The sequence below is a fragment of the Enterovibrio nigricans DSM 22720 genome (genome assembly GCF_900167155.1).
Classification (GTDB): Bacteria; Pseudomonadota; Gammaproteobacteria; order Enterobacterales; family Vibrionaceae; genus Enterovibrio; species Enterovibrio nigricans.
In genome coordinates this window covers 63,804-79,949 of sequence record NZ_FUXU01000005.1, presented here as the reverse complement: position 1 = coordinate 79,949, position 16,146 = coordinate 63,804, and the positions used below count along the sequence as shown (strand labels likewise).

At 48.5% G+C, this 16,146-nt stretch carries 14 protein-coding genes; 11 read left to right on the top strand and 3 right to left on the bottom strand.

The window, feature by feature from the left end; all coding sequences use genetic code 11:
* Positions 1–32 precede the first annotated feature (32 nt).
* The 9 genes from rsfS (at position 33) to lipA (ending at position 8,202) form a co-directional block, all read left to right on the top strand.
* On the top strand, positions 33–350 hold the full coding sequence (rsfS, locus tag B5D35_RS03290) for a ribosome silencing factor (protein ID WP_078751183.1): 318 nt from the start codon (positions 33–35) through the stop codon (positions 348–350).
* Between the two features lie 4 nt (positions 351–354).
* Positions 355–825, top strand: coding sequence for a 23S rRNA (pseudouridine(1915)-N(3))-methyltransferase RlmH (rlmH, locus tag B5D35_RS03285; RefSeq protein WP_078751182.1), 471 nt, complete (start codon positions 355–357; stop codon positions 823–825).
* Between the two features lie 3 nt (positions 826–828).
* A complete protein-coding gene (gene mrdA, locus B5D35_RS03280; protein ID WP_078751181.1) occupies positions 829–2,712 on the top strand; it encodes a penicillin-binding protein 2 in 1,884 nt (627 codons plus the stop codon).
* On the top strand, positions 2,709–3,830 hold the full coding sequence (mrdB, locus tag B5D35_RS03275; RefSeq protein ID WP_078751180.1) for a peptidoglycan glycosyltransferase MrdB: 1,122 nt from the start codon (positions 2,709–2,711) through the stop codon (positions 3,828–3,830). The genes mrdA and mrdB overlap by 4 nt, the downstream gene beginning before the upstream one ends.
* Entirely contained in the window at positions 3,830–4,648 is an 819-nt protein-coding gene (locus B5D35_RS03270; RefSeq protein WP_078751179.1) for a septal ring lytic transglycosylase RlpA family protein, read from the top strand. The genes mrdB and B5D35_RS03270 overlap by 1 nt, the downstream gene beginning before the upstream one ends.
* Positions 4,649–4,742: 94 nt before the next feature.
* Positions 4,743–5,915, top strand: a complete 1,173-nt coding sequence (locus tag B5D35_RS03265; RefSeq protein ID WP_078751178.1) for a serine hydrolase — start codon at positions 4,743–4,745, stop codon at positions 5,913–5,915.
* A gap of 244 nt (positions 5,916–6,159) precedes the next feature.
* Positions 6,160–6,429 carry a DUF493 family protein YbeD gene (ybeD, locus tag B5D35_RS03260; protein WP_078751177.1) on the top strand — a complete coding sequence of 90 codons (270 nt, stop codon included), beginning with the start codon at positions 6,160–6,162 and terminating at the stop codon, positions 6,427–6,429.
* 127 nt (positions 6,430–6,556) lie between these two features.
* Positions 6,557–7,240: a lipoyl(octanoyl) transferase LipB gene (gene lipB, locus B5D35_RS03255; protein ID WP_170915119.1), complete on the top strand. Its 684-nt coding sequence runs from the start codon at positions 6,557–6,559 to the stop codon at positions 7,238–7,240.
* Entirely contained in the window at positions 7,237–8,202 is a 966-nt protein-coding gene (lipA, locus tag B5D35_RS03250) for a lipoyl synthase (RefSeq protein ID WP_078751175.1), read from the top strand. Before lipB ends, lipA begins: the two co-directional genes overlap by 4 nt.
* A 188-nt stretch (positions 8,203–8,390) precedes the next feature.
* Here the strand turns inward: lipA and B5D35_RS03245 are convergent, their stop codons facing one another.
* A complete protein-coding gene (locus B5D35_RS03245; protein ID WP_078751174.1) occupies positions 8,391–10,967 on the bottom strand; it encodes an AAA family ATPase in 2,577 nt (858 codons plus the stop codon).
* Positions 10,968–11,346: 379 nt separating this feature from the next.
* On the opposite strand from B5D35_RS03245, the gene B5D35_RS03235 reads away from it, so the two are divergent.
* The gene (locus B5D35_RS03235) at positions 11,347–12,888 is read left to right on the top strand and encodes a YjjI family glycine radical enzyme (protein ID WP_078751172.1); all 1,542 of its coding nucleotides are present in this window, start codon (positions 11,347–11,349) and stop codon (positions 12,886–12,888) included.
* A gap of 30 nt (positions 12,889–12,918) precedes the next feature.
* A complete protein-coding gene (locus B5D35_RS03230; protein WP_078751171.1) occupies positions 12,919–13,800 on the top strand; it encodes a YjjW family glycine radical enzyme activase in 882 nt (293 codons plus the stop codon).
* A gap of 26 nt (positions 13,801–13,826) precedes the next feature.
* Here the strand turns inward: B5D35_RS03230 and B5D35_RS03225 are convergent, their stop codons facing one another.
* Complete coding sequence (locus B5D35_RS03225; protein WP_078751170.1) at positions 13,827–14,741, bottom strand: LysR family transcriptional regulator; 915 nt, start codon at positions 14,739–14,741, stop codon at positions 13,827–13,829.
* Between the two features lie 124 nt (positions 14,742–14,865).
* Complete coding sequence (locus B5D35_RS03220; RefSeq protein WP_078751169.1) at positions 14,866–16,119, bottom strand: glutamate-5-semialdehyde dehydrogenase; 1,254 nt, start codon at positions 16,117–16,119, stop codon at positions 14,866–14,868.
* Positions 16,120–16,146 lie beyond the last annotated feature (27 nt).

Below are 16,146 nucleotides of genomic sequence, written 5' to 3'. Positions count from 1 at the left end.
TCTGAGGACTAGTATCTACAAAGGGGTTAACTTTGCTTCCGGAACAACTTCAACATTTCGTTGTCGATAAAGCTGATGATATGAAAGCGGCTGACATCATTACCATTGATGTTCGCGAAAAAAGTAGCATCACGGACTTCATGGTGCTTTGCACTGGAAATTCAAAACGCCATGTCGCCTCCATTGCCGAGCACGTTGCTGATGAAGCGCAAGCGGCAAACATTCGCTCTTTAGGCATGGACGGCGAAAACGAAGGTGAATGGGTCGTACTGGATCTCGGTGATGTCATGTTGCATGTCATGCAAGATGAGCAACGTCAGTTGTACCAGTTAGAAAAACTGTGGAACTGATCAGATGAAACTTCAGTTAATTGCTGTTGGCACCAAAATGCCAAAATGGATCGAGGAAGGCTACAAAGAATATAGCCGTCGATTCCCTAAAGATATGCCACTGGAACTGGTGGAAATTACTGCGGGTAAACGCGGTAAAAATGCCGACATTGCACGCATCCTACAAAAAGAAGGTGAAGCAATGCTGGCTGCGGTGCCTAAAGGCAACCGTATTGTTACGTTAGATATTCCGGGAAAACGTTGGGACACTGAACAGTTGGCAGAACAGTTGGAAAGCTGGAAGTTGGATGCCCGCGATGTGTCAATTCTCATTGGAGGTCCTGAAGGATTAGCCCCAGCCTGCAAAGCAGCGGCCGATCAAAGCTGGTCACTGTCACCCCTGACACTGCCACACCCGCTAGTACGCGTCGTGATGGCAGAAAGCCTTTACCGAGCTTGGAGTATCACAGCTAATCACCCTTATCACCGAGAATAATTCATGAAGTACAAGCGTAGTCCAATACGCGATCATCAGGCTGAGTCTTCTTTGTTTTTCCGCCGGGCCATTGTGGCTTTCGGCGGTATTGTCGTTCTCGTGGGTATCCTTTTGCTCAACCTCTATAACATTCAAGTTAAAGAGCACGACGATTACATTACCCGCTCTAACGATAACCGTATCAAGGTCGTCCCTGTCGCACCTAACCGCGGCCTGATCTATGACCGTCATGGCAAGATTTTGGCCGAAAACCGTCCGGTCTACGCGTTGGAAATTACCCCAGAGCAAGTCAAAGACATCCCGGGGACAATTGAGCGCCTGAAAGAAATCCTGCCTATCACGGAACGAGAACTTAAAAACTTCGAACGTGATAGGAAACGGTCGCGCCGTTTCAATGCCGTTGCACTGAAAAACCAACTGACTGAAGAAGAAGTTGCGGTATTCTCGGCCAATCAATATAAATTCCCTGGCGTTGAAATTAAGGGCTACCTCAAGCGTTATTACCCGTACGGTGATGCACTCACGCATGTGCTGGGCTATGTAGCAAAAATCAACGACAAAGACATCGCTCGCCTAGAGCGAGCAGAAGTGATCAGTAACTACAAAGCTACCCGAGATATTGGAAAGCTCGGTATTGAACGCTTCTATGAAAACACGCTTCATGGCACTGCAGGCTATCAAGAAGTCGAAGTTAATAGCCGTGGTCGCATTATTCGCACCTTGAAGTACGTTCCGCCTGAGCCAGGCAAAGATCTTGTGCTCAATATTGATGTCGACCTACAGCTTTATATCCGTGGCATATTAGGGGACAGACGTGCAGCTGTCGTCGTGCTGGACCCTAAAGATTCGTCAGTACTCGCCATGGTTTCCACACCCAGTTATGACCCGAACCTGTTCGTGAACGGCATCTCTGGTAAAGATTATCGTGCGTTGTTAAATGACAATAATCGTCCACTGGTGAACAGGGCAACGCTGGGCATTTACCCGCCAGCATCGACCGTCAAACCTTTCATTGCTGTATCAGCACTGGAAGAGAAGATTATCACACCGAATACAACACGTAATGATCCGGGTTACTGGCGACTGCCTAACTCCAATTCACGTCCATTCCGTGACTGGCTCCCTTGGGGTCATGGTCGTGTCAACATCGTTCAATCCATTGAAGAGTCCGTGGATACCTTCTTCTATCAGATTGCATACGACATGGGCATCGATAAACTCTCCAGTTGGATGAGTAAATTTGGCTTTGGTGAATTCACTGGTATCGATATTTACGAAGAAAGCAAAGCCAACATGCCAACCCGTGAATGGAAAATGGCGCGGTACAGACAGCCTTGGTACAAAGGTGACACAATCCCTGTTGGTATTGGTCAGGGCTACTGGACGACGACACCGATGCAGCTTGCCAAGGCAACAGCGGTATTAGTCAATCACGGTAAGGTCTATCCGCCACATCTTCTCATGCGCACAGAGAAAGAAGGCGTGAAAGAAGAGGTGCAACTGTCTCCGTACCCACCGATTGAAAATGTCGATGAAAAATACTGGAACATGGCATTGGAAGGCATGCGCTTGGTAAACCATGGTCGCAAAGGCACGGCGAGACGTCACTTCGCCGACGCAAAATATGTGACTGGCGGTAAATCAGGAACGGCGCAAGTCTTCGGGTTGGGCGAAGACGAAGAATATAACGCTGACGAAGTGGCAGAGCACTTGCGAGACCATGCCCTTTACACAGGATTTGCACCCTTTGATAACCCTAAAGTGGTTGTCTCTATGGTACTGGAAAATGCCGGTGGTGGTTCCAGCAACGGCGCCCCTATCGCACGGCGGATATTTGATCATGTGCTTCTAGACAAAGATAAAAACAGCGGAAAAATTGTCCAATGAGCCTTCTCGCATCCTCAGGCCAAAAGAAAACACTGTTTGAACGTTTACACCTCGATGCTCCACTTCTTTTTGGTATCTTGGCGTTAATGGGATTCGGTCTTCTGGTCATGTGGAGCGCGAGTGGGCAAAACGTTGCGATGATGGAACGCCAAGTGTTCCGAATGCTTCTGGCACTTGGCGTGATGTTTGTGTTAGCACAGGTGTCTCCCAGGCACTACGAATTTTGGGCTCCCTATCTCTACATCGTAGGCATTGGTATGCTAATTGCGGTTTTACTCTTTGGTGAAATTGCAAAAGGGGCCCAGCGATGGCTGAATCTTGGTGTGATTACCTTTCAGCCCTCCGAGTTGATAAAACTGGCCGTTCCCCTCATGGTCGCGCGCTTTATCGGAAAAGAATCCCTCCCCCCGAGATTTAAAACGCTAATCATTGGGCTAGTTTTGGTTTTTGTTCCCACCATACTCATCGCGAAACAACCCGACTTGGGAACATCTATTCTTATTGCCGCCTCAGGCATTTTTGTGCTTTTCCTTTCTGGTATCAGTTGGAAAATCATCATCGGTGCAGTCAGTTTACTGGCGTCATTTATTCCTGTGCTCTGGTTTTTTCTGATGCGCGAATACCAGCGTATTCGCGTAAGAACACTTTTTGACCCGGAATCTGATCCGCTTGGTGCGGGCTATCACATTATCCAATCTAAGATTGCCATAGGATCTGGTGGAATTTCAGGCAAAGGTTGGTTACATGGCACGCAGTCTCAACTCGAGTTCTTGCCAGAGCGTCACACCGACTTTATCTTTGCGGTGATCGCGGAAGAATGGGGAATGATTGGCGTAGCTTGTCTGCTCACTCTCTACCTTTTTGTTATCGGTCGTGGACTGCTGCTCGCGAGCCGAGTACAAACCGCGTTTGGACGCATGATGGCAGGAAGTATCGTACTGAGCTTCTTTGTTTATGTGTTTGTAAATATCGGTATGGTCAGTGGCATATTGCCAGTGGTAGGTGTTCCCCTGCCGTTAGTTAGCTATGGCGGCACCTCAATGGTGACCCTGATGGCTGGCTTTGGCATTTTGATGTCCATCCATACCCACCGAAAAATGCTCTCGAAGGCACTGTAATGAAAAAATACCTAGTGATGTCTGTATTGGTTTTAGCGGGTTGTGCGACCACAGAAAATGATGGCCGCTACACACTGGCTGACGACACCGCACCAGACGTTGTGCCAACCCTACAGCATATTGAAGATGCACAGCCACGCTATGAACCTTATAGCCGTGCTGGCAATAAAGACTATACCGTGCTCGGTGAGCAATATCATGTACTGCAAGAGCCTGAAACCTATTCTGAAACAGGGATAGCCTCATGGTATGGCAAGAAGTTCCACGGCCACAAAACGTCTAACGGCGAGATTTATGACATATACTCCATGTCTGCTGCGCACAAGACTTTACCTCTGCCAAGTTATGTCGAAGTAGAGAACACCGCCAACGGCAAAAAAGCCATTGTACGTGTTAACGATCGCGGGCCTTTTCATGAGGGTCGAATCATAGACTTGAGCTATGCTGCCGCGTCCAAGCTCGATGTGCTGAAAACTGGGACTGCTCCTGTTAAAGTGACGCTGTTAAAAGTCGATAAGCCCGCCGACGATACGGAATGGCAAGGTGCGCGCCTGAATCGCTATTTTGTACAACTGGTCGCGATTTCAGATAAAGACAAAGCACTACGCGCTGCAGAAACCTTCGGCAAGCAACTCGATCAGCCAACCGATATTTTGCATGCCGACAGCGTCTATCGCGTACGCTTGGGGCCATTCTACGACTACGATAAAACGCAGAATGCCGCCATGCGAGCACGTGAACATCAAATTAATGAAGCTTTTGTTGTTGTTGAACCGATCACTAATGAACCGACACCCAATTTGAATGTCAGTAATTAGTAAGTTGTTGTAACACCGTCTGACACAATGCCTACCTATCTGATATAGTGTGGGCTGTTTTGACTAGAGAAATACCGAGTAAGTACCTAAATTTATGAAAAAATCACCCTCATTGTTGCGCTCTTTAGTCTTATCGACCGCTGTACTAACTTCTGCGACCGTTTTCGCAGCGCCTAGCGTTGTTCCTGATGCCCCGCAAATCGCGGCAAAAGGCTACGTATTAATGGACTACAACTCAGGCAAAGTTCTGGCTGAGCACAATGCTCACGAACGTCTGAACCCAGCGAGTCTAACCAAAATGATGACCAGTTATGTCATTGGTCAGGAAATCGAACGCGGCAATATCAGCCTCGATGATGAAGTGGTGATCAGCAAGAACGCGTGGGCAAAAAACTTCCCAGGCAGCTCGAAAATGTTCATTGAAGTGGGCACCACTGTCACCGTCAACGAACTGAACCACGGCATTATCATCCAATCAGGTAACGATGCATGTGTTGCGATGGCTGAGCACATCGCGGGCTCTGAAGATTCTTTTGTTGATCTCATGAACGGCTGGGCAAAATCGCTGGGCATGAAAGATACCCACTTCATGAATGCACACGGCTTAGACCATGACGACCTCTATTCAACGCCATATGATATGGCATTGCTTGGCCAAGCGCTGATCCGCGACGTTCCTGAGGAATACCGCATTTACAGCGATAAGCAATACACCTACAACGGCATCACCCAGTACAACCGTAACGGTCTGCTTTGGGATAAGAGCATGAACGTTGACGGCATCAAAACGGGTCACACAGACAAAGCAGGTTACAGCCTGGTGAGCTCTGCAACCGAAGGCAAGATGCGTCTGATTGCGGTTGTGATGGGCACAAACAGTGCCAACGCGCGTAAAGCAGAAAGCAAAAAGCTGCTGAACTACGGCTTCCGTTTCTTCGAAACCGTTGAACCACACAAAGCAAACGAAACGTTTGTAACTGAAAAAGTGTGGATGGGTGACACTGACCAAGTGGCACTGGGTGTGACTGAAGATACTTACGTTACTCTGCCACGCGGCAAGGCGAAAAATCTAGAAGCGAGCTTCGTACTGGAAAAAACGCTGGAAGCACCTATCGCGAAAGGCGATGTTGTCGGTAAGCTGTACTATCAAGTTGATGGTGAAGACGTTGCAGAATACCCATTGGTTGCACTGAATGATGTCAAAGAAGGTGGCCTATTCAGCCGCTTGATGGACTACATCGTGATGTTCTTCAAGAACCTCTTCTAAGCATCCGATAAAATGAATTTAAGGGCAGTGATTTCACTGCCCTTTTTATTTTCCACTTTCGCCCCCATATACCTTAGGGTGGTGAACGCACATCATCTTGTTTTCTTTTAACAAGACGATTACTATTCTCCCCCAATTATATTCGTGATCGAAATCCCAGTTTCTGAGATACATACACAGTGGTCAGGGACTCGTACAAACAAGTATTCGGCTGCTTTTTTCTGCCGCCGATATGGAGTCATACATGCAAGAAGAACCAAAACTGAGAGACTTACTGGAGTTCCCGTGTAAGTTCACTTACAAAGTGATGGGCTATGCGAAGCCAGAGCTGCCAGATCTGGTTTTGGAAGTGATTCAGCGTCACGCACCCGGCGATTACAGCCCGACTGTGAAGCCAAGCGGTAAAGGCACGTATCACGCGGTATCTGTGACCATTACAGCCACCTCTATCGACCAAGTTGAAACGCTGTACAAAGAACTTGCCGATATCGAAATCGTTCGTATGGTTCTGTGATCAGCGCAAGCTGAACACGTAATACCCTTACTGTCGGCGGCTGTTAATTCAGCCGTCGCTCATTATAATATCGACACTGATACCCGTTTTACGTCATCTTCTTACCGCAATCTTTTCCTGATTACGGATGAAGCTATCTCAATCAGGCAGGTGTACTTTGCAGCAAAACCGTCTCATCATCAGACAGCTTGGTTTGCGCCCATACACGCCAACGTTTGAAGCGATGCACGCATTCACTGATGAACGCGACAGTGATACGCTTGATGAAATTTGGCTCGTCGAACATGAGCCTGTGTTTACCCAAGGTCAGGCAGGCAAAGCTGAGCACTTGCTCGCAACCGGTGACATTCCCGTTGTTCAGAGTGACCGCGGTGGACAAGTCACCTATCATGGTCCGGGTCAGCAAATCGCTTACGTACTGATTGATTTAAAACGCAAAAAAATGGGCGTACGTGAACTGGTCACGCATATCGAAAACATTGTGATCGATACGCTTGCCCATTATGGTATTGAATCCAATGCGCGTCCGGATGCGCCGGGTGTGTATGTGGGTGACAACAAAATCTGCTCGTTGGGTCTTCGTATCCGTCGAGGTTGTTCTTTCCACGGATTGGCACTAAACGTCAATATGGACTTGTCCCCATTCCTACGCATTAACCCCTGTGGGTATGCCGGAATGGCGATGACACAAACCGTCGATTTAGGGGGCCCAGCGTCACTTGCTGAGCTTTACCCTGTGTTAGTTGATAAACTGACTTCTCACCTCGGTTATGATGAGGTGGAGTCCCTAACAGAAAGCAACGAATTATGAGCAAACCGATCCAGATGGAACGCGGCGTTAAGTACCGCGATGCAGACAAAATGGCGCTCATCCCGGTCAAAAACATGCCGACCGAGCAAAAAGAGATGCTGCGCAAGCCCGAGTGGATGAAGATCAAACTTCCTTCGGACAGCAAACGCATCCAAGACATTAAGTCTGCGCTGCGCAAAAATAACCTGCACTCGGTGTGCGAAGAAGCCTCTTGCCCTAACTTGGCGGAGTGTTTCAACCACGGCACCGCGACCTTCATGATTCTGGGTGCGATTTGTACTCGACGCTGCCCTTTCTGCGACGTTGCTCACGGCCGTCCGAACCAGCCTGATGACAATGAGCCAGCGAAACTGGCAAAAACCATCAGCGACATGAAGCTAAAATACGTGGTGGTTACCTCGGTAGACCGTGATGACCTGCGTGACGGTGGTGCTAAGCACTTTGCCGACTGTACCCGCGAAATTCGTACGCTGAACCCAGAAATCCGCATCGAAACCTTGGTGCCTGATTTCCGTGGTCGTATGGATACCGCACTTGAGCTTCTGAAAGACAACCCGCCAGATGTGTTCAACCACAACTTGGAAACCGCCCCTCGCCTTTACCGTAAAGCGCGTCCGGGTGCCAACTACAAGTGGTCTCTTGAGCTGCTGAAGAAGTTCGGTGAAATGCACCCTGACGTCCCGACCAAATCTGGCGTCATGATGGGTCTGGGTGAAACCAAAGAAGAGATCGTTCAAGTCCTGAAAGACTTGCGTGAACACGGTGTAACCATGCTGACCTTGGGTCAGTACTTGGCACCAAGCCGTCACCACCTTCCGGTAGAGCGCTACGTGCCGCCTGAAGAGTTTGACGAGCTGCGTGATATCGCGTTGGAACTGGGCTTCACACACGCTGCGTGTGGTCCATTTGTTCGTTCTTCTTACCATGCAGACCTGCAAGCACAGGGCGTGGAAATTAAGTAAGCACTCACGCAAATCTAGATACGAAAACGCCGAGCATTGCTCGGCGTTTTTTGTTTCTGGTTGTTGAAGCCTTTCTCTCTGTGGGAAAAGGGAAAGTGTTGTGGTGCTTTAATTTGGCTTGGGACAATTCCGAGCTAGGGAAAATGAAGCTAACACAAAGCTCCTCACTAAGCCGCATTACCGTTTCATTAATTACGACGCTTCTTCAGAGCTTTGAAATAAGCGTCTAAATCGTTCACATCTTTCTCAAATTCACTCGCACGAGGACAATCGACCGCCAATCCGGTTGCATTGTCATGACCGCACATATAAGTACTGCACTTAGACATTGCTGCATTGATGATATCATTGTCCTCAGAAGTCACATCGTCGACGATCTCTTTCAAGCTTTGAGTTTTAACTGCACGACCAAATCTCTCAACAACTTTTCTTAGTAGCCACTCTTCAACAAGACGCTCGTAAGTTTCACGCATCAAACCATAACTATGCTTAACTCGCATTTCATATTCAAAATCTCCTGATGCTTCCATCTTCTTGAGTTGAGGTGCCAAGTTTTTCAGTTCACCAACTCGAGCGTTTGTGTTTTTGACATCCCACGGAGGCTCTCGGAATGGATAACCGGCTACATCACCTAATTTACGAATAGAAACCACTTCCGAAGGAGCTTTAGCTACCCCACAGGATTCCTCTAACATCTTCAAGAAAGACATATCGTGCGTGAACACAATCACCTGACGTGTTAAAGCCTCTTGAGCGATGCGATCAGCGAACAAACGACGCCACCTGTGATCGAGTGAGTTAATTGGGTCGTCAAAGATAATAGCTGATTTTCTGTTATCTACAGTCAGCTCAGCCAAGAAGCAAGCAAGGGCAATACACTTTTGCTCGCCTTCACTTGCCACGTCAGTGATCCCGTTAGGCTTATCTGTAAGGCGAATCTTGAGCATTTGCTTTCCACGAGATCCGCGAGTAACGGTATCCACATCAAAATTGTCAAAGTGGAGCTTCTCAAGTTCAGCTCTAAATGCACCTTGCAGAGCACCTACAGCACCACTATTTGCGATAGCGTTGGTTTGAGTGGTGATAGAAGCAGACTGACAAGAGCTACCAAGACTATTGTACAGAGCGAGCATCTGCAGACGAGTAATCTCACTCATTACATTTCGTCTAGCTGCAGTGAAGGTCTTTCCGTCCTCAAGCTCTTGGAGCTGCACCGTAATGTCTAAAATCTTCTTAGCCAAACCTTCATTCGTTGCAACTTCAGCTTCTTTCTTCTTCCAAGAGGCAATCTGAGCAGTAATCCAGTCAACAGCCTTGAAGTCAACCTTGATAGAAGTAAAGTCCGGTTCGATTTTAACTAGGTTGTTGCGAAGAGTTTCGAGGCTTGTATTCAGTGCGACAATGCTATCTGCGCACTCTGCATTGTGGTCGCGGATCTTGCTTAGAACCAACTCATAAGGCTTTAAATCAAAGTTGAGGATCTTCAGGTTCGCAATGTAAGTGTCAAAAATTCCTTTCGCTTTTTTGGCTTCTACCTGAGTTTGATCTTTCAAATAGTCGTCAAATGATTTCAGCTTAATTGCAGTTTCACCTGAAATGGGTTGGAGACACGTAGGGCATGCTGAACCCTCAACTGGTGGAAATGCCAGTTTGCTGTTATAAGTTTGAACAAACGTCTTAACATGGAACCACATCTGAGCCCATTCTTGTGAACAGATACCGGCAAGCTCATGACCATCAACAGCCTGACTGCGAGCTAACTCAGCTGCACCTTGCTTTGTTTTGTAATCGTCGTAAGAAGCCTTGATTAAGTCGAAACTCTCTTGCTTTAACTTGTCTCTCAGTTTCTCTAAATGAGTAAGTAGTGGCTGTAGACCCTTGTACTTGTCACTGTAACCTTTGCGAAGTTGCTCAGGGGTACTGGTTTTGAGCTTCGCTAGTTCTTCAATCAGAACAGGGATCGAATCTTCTGTTTCTTTATCGATGCATAGCGCGTCAACATCTTCAGGTTTAGTCTTAGCCGACAATGTCGAAACAAAAGCGAGAGCTTTACTATTAGGTTTGAAAGTCGGCAATGGGGTTGGTGGGACAAACGGTTTCTTCTCGTTATCGTTTTCAGCGCGCACAAACTCACAGGCACGCATAAGCTGCGCCAAGATTTTCATTCCGACTGGCTTGTACTCAATAGCATCTTCACCTGAAATGTAGTGAGCGGCAGATGTGTTGTCGAATACTCGAATTGACTTTAGATCTTCGCGTGAGGCGGCAGATAGAGCCCACTCAACATCATGCTGTTCTTCGTTGATGACAATCGAGAGCTCCGCAGAAGGATCTCCAGATTTATCTTTATAAATATTAGATAGAATTTTTGGCGTATTACCGCGAGTTAGGCAAGTATTCTTGAGGATTTTTGCATAACTAGACTTTCCAGAACCGTTGTCACCATATACTGCAGTCAGGCCTTCGGTTTTGAATTCTAACAATGCATCAGAAACCAATGCGGATACATGATTCACTTTGCCAATGCTTTTCAGATTTACAGACTGTCCTTCCTCACCAAATCCCGTAAGGTCTACTGGCGCAATGTAGTCTGGGAAAGAATCGTCCTGAGTCTCTAGGCCATGTTCCATTTTGGCAATAGTGAAAAGCAGCAGCAAGTCATCTCGAGCTAATTCACCTTTCTCAGCAGCTAACCTTATTGCATGACGCCACCAAAGACTCTTTTTTAACTTGTTAGCCCAGCTAACAACACTTTCAATCGACATATTATTTCCCCCCCACATGAGCACAAGTTTCTAACGCTAACGATCTTTTCTTTTCGCCACACAAAATGCCATTTCTGTCTAAAATATTAGACCAAAGCATATCATGAGGCACGCAATGATAGACTTGATCGTGATCGTACAAAAAAACAAATTAGTCATTTATCAAACGACTAGCCATAAGTGGTATTTTTGCGCTCCACAGGACAAAGGCTTACCAATAGTGTGCTTTCAATCTATCGCTCCTCTCCAAGCGTTTTTCAGTACAATGCCACAACATCTCGCGGATTTCCATTTTAGAAAAAGCCGCTTCTTGATTGTTCAATAGTGGCAAACCGGATTCGCGCTTAGAATAAACCCAAATCAAAGTAAGGTCTTTTCCATGAGCAAGCATCTGACAGAACTTCAAGAACGTTTCTACCAAATCATCAACAACCCAACCCTGTCGCCAAAGCAGAAAAACCAATGGCTGGCGTTGGAAGCAGAAGCAAGCCTGCCTTACATGGATATCTCTGACGATATCGAGCAGGCGATGAAAGACGGCGTTATCTGTGACATGTTTGAAGGTCACGCACCATTCAAACCACGCTACGTGCTGCCAGACTACGCAAAGTTCCTGTCTCAGGGTTCTGAGTACCTAGAGCTGTCTCCTGCAGAGAACCTTGATGATGCGCTGAACATGCTGAACATCATCTACCACCACGTACCGTCTGTGACCAACATTCCGGTTTACGTGGGTCAACTGGATGATGTGCTGATGCCTTACGTGGGCGATCTGTCAGACGAAGAGATCTACCAAAAAATTAAGCGTTTCTGGATCATGCTGGACCGCACCCTGCCAGATGCATTCATGCACGCAAACATCGGCCCAGCAGACAACATCATCTGTCGCACCATCCTGCGCGTGGATGCTGAGCTGAAGCAAATCGCACCGAACCTGACGTTCATGTACGACCCAGCGGTAACGTCTGACGACCTGCTTCGTCAAGCGACTGCAAACATCGTTGAGTGCAGCAAGCCGCACATCGCGAACTACCCAATGCACGCTGCCGCATACGGCGACAAGCGCTTCGGTATCGTGAGCTGCTACAACTCGCTGCCACTGGCTGGCGGTTCTAACACGCTGGTGCGTATGAACCTGAAGCACGCTGCTGAGAAAGCGGAAAGTGCACAAGACTTCCTGAACGCAGTGCTGCCAACGTACAGCAAGCTGATGGTTGAACTGATGGACGTTCGTAGCAGCTTCCTGCACGAATCTTCAAACTACTTCAAACACTTCCTGGCAACAGAAGGCCTGATTGAAGAAGGTCGTTTCGCGCCTATGTTCGGTATTTACGGCATGGCGGAAGCCGTCAACATCCTGATGGAGAAAGACGGTCAGTCAATGAAGTACGGTCACGACATCGCGGCAAACGAACTGGGCCACGCTATCTCTGCAAAATTGGCAGAGCTGGTTGAAGCAAGCCCTGTGAAGTACGGTCTGAACGGTAAAGCGGTTCTGCACTCACAAGGTGGTATCAGCATCGACAAAGACGTGACCCCTGGCGTTCGTATTCCTTACGGTACTGAACCAGACCCAGTGACTTACGTTCACGCAACCGCTGGTCACCACAAATACTACACCTCGGGTATCAGTGACATTCTGACCATCGACGAGACAGTAAAATCAAACCCAGAAGCCATGTTCAACCTGTGTAAGGGTGCAATCAACATGGGCTACCGCGAGTTCACTGCGAACGTTGCGTCAAACGATCTGGTACGCGTAACGGGTTACATGATCAAACTGTCTGACATCGCGAAATACGACGATGAAGGCTCTCGTAAGAACACCACGTGGCTGGGCGCAGAAGCGGCTTGCAACACAGGTATTCTTGACCGCGCACCACGTGTGGTGAGCTTCGAGACCACGCCTGTTTACAAGTAAGTAAACGTCAGTAGAAAGCACAATCGGAGAATGTCAGTGAAACCGAGTAAGACAAACGCATTGGTCAGCCGTATCCTGACATTCTCTTGTGTAGATGGACCGGGCAACCGCCTGGTCATCTTTTTGCAGGGCTGCAATTTCGACTGCATTACCTGCCACAACCCGCATACCATCAATCACTGCACCGATTGCGGCGATTGCGTGGCTCCCTGCCCTGCTGATGCGCTGTCATTCAGTGCTGAAGGCAAAGTGGTTTGGGATGCTGCAAAGTGCACACATTGCGATCTCTGCATTGATGTGTGTCCCCACAAGTCCAACCCGAAAATTGTCAGCTACAGCTTGGACGACATGCTGGCCTTGGTTCGCCAACACCACTTTTTCCTGAACGGCATTACCGTCTCAGGCGGTGAAGCCACGCTGCAACTGCCGTTCATTATCGAGCTTTTCAAAGCCGTTAAAGCCGATTCTGCGTTGTCACATCTGACATGCTTTATCGACAGCAACGGTTCATTGTCGCGCGCAGGTTGGGAGCGTGTTGCCCCTTACCTTGATGGCGCAATGATTGATTTAAAATCTTGGCAATCCGAGACGCACCGCTGGCTCATTGGCCGCGATAAACACCGCGTCATCGAGACTATCGACTTGCTGGCTGATATAGGAAAACTGCACGAAGTGCGTTTGCTGCATATTCCGGGGAAAAGTGACTTGGATACGGAAGTGGATGCCGTCGGCGCGTATCTCAATAAACTGCCAAAATCGGTTCAGATTCGCCTCAATGCGTTTCAACACCATGGCGTGATGGGTCAGGCACTGGAGTGGGAAAAATGCAGCGAAGCCGAAATGGATCGCTTCCACGATTTGCTGTTCGCCCGCATTCAGCGTCCGATGCTGAAACCCACCATTTATACCTAAAATATGCTCATGCCTTGATAGGCATATTAGCACTCAGCAATAAGCTGGCTATGAAGCCAACGACACGCTGGGTTGTTAAGGCTCACCATGTTCCACACCAGACTGTACGCCACCTGTCCGTAGTCAAAGGGCAAAGGTTTTGCTATCAGATCTTTTGCCTGCAAGGCGGTTTCCACCCAGCGTTTAGAGCAGGTAAATAGATAGTCTGAATGATGACAGGTCAGTGCCGCAGAACCAAAATCTGCAACCATCAAAGCGATATTGCGCGCACCATGGCGTTGCGTCAGCGTCATCTCAAAATAGGGTTCAGCCAAGTCTTTGTCGATCACCCGAATGTGGCGGCAACTTAGATAGCCTTCGATCGATAAGTCTTGCTGTGCAAGCGGATGATCGGCACGCATCAGACATACCATTTCATCTTCCATAATGGTTTGCCACACCAAGCTTTTGCTCTGAGTCGGCGGCTGGCTGATGTCGTGCGGTAACAACAGAAAATCCAACTTACCGCTTTGCAGCGCTTCAAAACTGAACTGCTCTTTGGTGGAGATATTCAGGCGCGCTTTGTCCGAAAGCTGGGCGGAAATACCGCAAAGCTTCGGCGCAAACAGCTCGAACGTACTTTCTCGCATTGAGAGCGACAAGGTGCCTTCATACACCTCTGGCGAGAATTCCCCTTGCTGGAAAATGCCATTGATGTTCGACAGCACATTGTGAATCGCAGGGCCGATACTGAGCGCAAATTGCGTCGGCGTTAGCTGATTACCACGACGGAAGAAAAGATCGTCATTAAGCTGCGTTTTTAACTGACTGAGTGCCTTGCTGACACTGGATGGGGTCACACACAGAATATCCGCCGTAGCCGTGACACTGTGCGTCATCAAGAGCACATGCATCACGGTAAGATTCTTAAGGCTGATCCGAGAGAGTGTGGTGTAATCCATCGCAGTTTCTGGCGTTATCGAATAGTGGCGAGAGAGTACCGCCATTCAATGAAAACAGATAGTGGCTGAATAGAAAAAGGCACTCATGGAGAGTGCCTTCTGTTACGATTTATCTCATCTCGCCTTATGGGCGTGCGAGATAATCTGCTTTACCTACCCATTTGTAGGTGGTGAGCTCTTCTAAGCCCATTGGGCCACGCGCATGCAGTTTCTGAGTCGATACCGCAACCTCCGCGCCCAAACCGAACTGTGCGCCGTCTGTGAAGCGTGTAGACGCATTCACATACACCGCCGCTGAACCCGCACCGTTGATGAAGGCTTCTGCCGCCATCAGATCGTTAGTCAGTATCGCGTCTGAGTGGCTCGCGTTGTGATCGCGCATATGCTTCAGAGCAGCATGCACGTCAGAGACAATCGACACGCCCAGCGTGTAGCTCAGCCATTCAGTGTCAAAGTCGCCTTCGCCTGCTTCATGCAGATCCGCAACCGCTGACAACAGAGGGTAAGCTGCACTGTCTGCAACGATCTTCAGCTTGTTGTCATTCAGCAGTGGCACCAGCTTTTCAAATAGCTCTGTCGCAACGTCTTCATGCACCAGCAAGGTATCCAGTGCGTTACAGGCTGATGGGCGCTGTGCTTTCGAGTTGATGATGAGATCCAGTGAACGATCCAGATCCGCAGTCTTATCCACGAACAGATGGCTAATGCCAAAACCGCCAATGATGACAGGGATAGTGCTGTTCTCTTTACACATTTTGTGCAAGCCCGCACCACCACGTGGAATGATCATATCCACGTACTCGTCCAAACGCAGTAATTCACCCACCAGCTCACGGTCTGGTTTTTCAATGTACTGAACAGACGCGGCTGGCAGATCGGCTTTTTCCAGCGCAGTCTGAATCACTTTCACAAGCTCAACGTTCGAGTGGAACGTTTCGCGACCGCCACGCAGAATACTCGCGTTACCGATTTTCAGGCAGAGCGAAGCAATATCAATGGTCACATTCGGGCGCGCTTCGTAAATCACACCAATGACGCCAATGGGCTCACGACGACGGCTCAATGTCATGCCATTTTCTAGCACTTTGCAGTCAATTTCGCTGCCGACGGGGTCAGACAGAGAAATAACATTGCGAACGTCTGCGGCAATGCCTGCCAGACGGGATTCATTCAGAAGCAGACGATCCAACATGGCATCGGGCAGACCGGCTTCGCGACCTGCGTCGATGTCTTTTGCGTTTGCAGCAAGAATTGTTGCTGCATTTGCTTCCAATTCATCAGCAATCACTGCCAGCGCTTTATTTTTCTGCGCCGTCGGTGCGGTTGCCAGTGCGTAAGCAGCGTCTTTCGCTGCGCGTCCCATTTGTTGCAGACTCATTTCAGCCTCTATTGCTCTTCCATTTTG

What these genes read in the sequence shown, in the direction of transcription:
- B5D35_RS03230 (WP_078751171.1), top strand. Translation starts at nt 12,919, where the DNA reads ATGTCAGTGAAACCGAGTAAGACAAACGCATTGGTCAGCCGTATCCTG.
- B5D35_RS03270 (WP_078751179.1), top strand. Translation starts at nt 3,830, where the DNA reads ATGAAAAAATACCTAGTGATGTCTGTATTGGTTTTAGCGGGTTGTGCG.
- B5D35_RS03235 (WP_078751172.1), top strand. Translation starts at nt 11,347, where the DNA reads ATGAGCAAGCATCTGACAGAACTTCAAGAACGTTTCTACCAAATCATC.
- B5D35_RS03220 (WP_078751169.1), bottom strand. Translation starts at nt 16,119, where the DNA reads ATGAGTCTGCAACAAATGGGACGCGCAGCGAAAGACGCTGCTTACGCA.
- ybeD (WP_078751177.1), top strand. Translation starts at nt 6,160, where the DNA reads ATGCAAGAAGAACCAAAACTGAGAGACTTACTGGAGTTCCCGTGTAAG.
- B5D35_RS03245 (WP_078751174.1), bottom strand. Translation starts at nt 10,967, where the DNA reads ATGTCGATTGAAAGTGTTGTTAGCTGGGCTAACAAGTTAAAAAAGAGT.
- B5D35_RS03225 (WP_078751170.1), bottom strand. Translation starts at nt 14,741, where the DNA reads ATGGATTACACCACACTCTCTCGGATCAGCCTTAAGAATCTTACCGTG.
- mrdA (WP_078751181.1), top strand. Translation starts at nt 829, where the DNA reads ATGAAGTACAAGCGTAGTCCAATACGCGATCATCAGGCTGAGTCTTCT.
- mrdB (WP_078751180.1), top strand. Translation starts at nt 2,709, where the DNA reads ATGAGCCTTCTCGCATCCTCAGGCCAAAAGAAAACACTGTTTGAACGT.
- rlmH (WP_078751182.1), top strand. Translation starts at nt 355, where the DNA reads ATGAAACTTCAGTTAATTGCTGTTGGCACCAAAATGCCAAAATGGATC.
- lipB (WP_170915119.1), top strand. Translation starts at nt 6,557, where the DNA reads ATGAAGCTATCTCAATCAGGCAGGTGTACTTTGCAGCAAAACCGTCTC.
- lipA (WP_078751175.1), top strand. Translation starts at nt 7,237, where the DNA reads ATGAGCAAACCGATCCAGATGGAACGCGGCGTTAAGTACCGCGATGCA.
- B5D35_RS03265 (WP_078751178.1), top strand. Translation starts at nt 4,743, where the DNA reads ATGAAAAAATCACCCTCATTGTTGCGCTCTTTAGTCTTATCGACCGCT.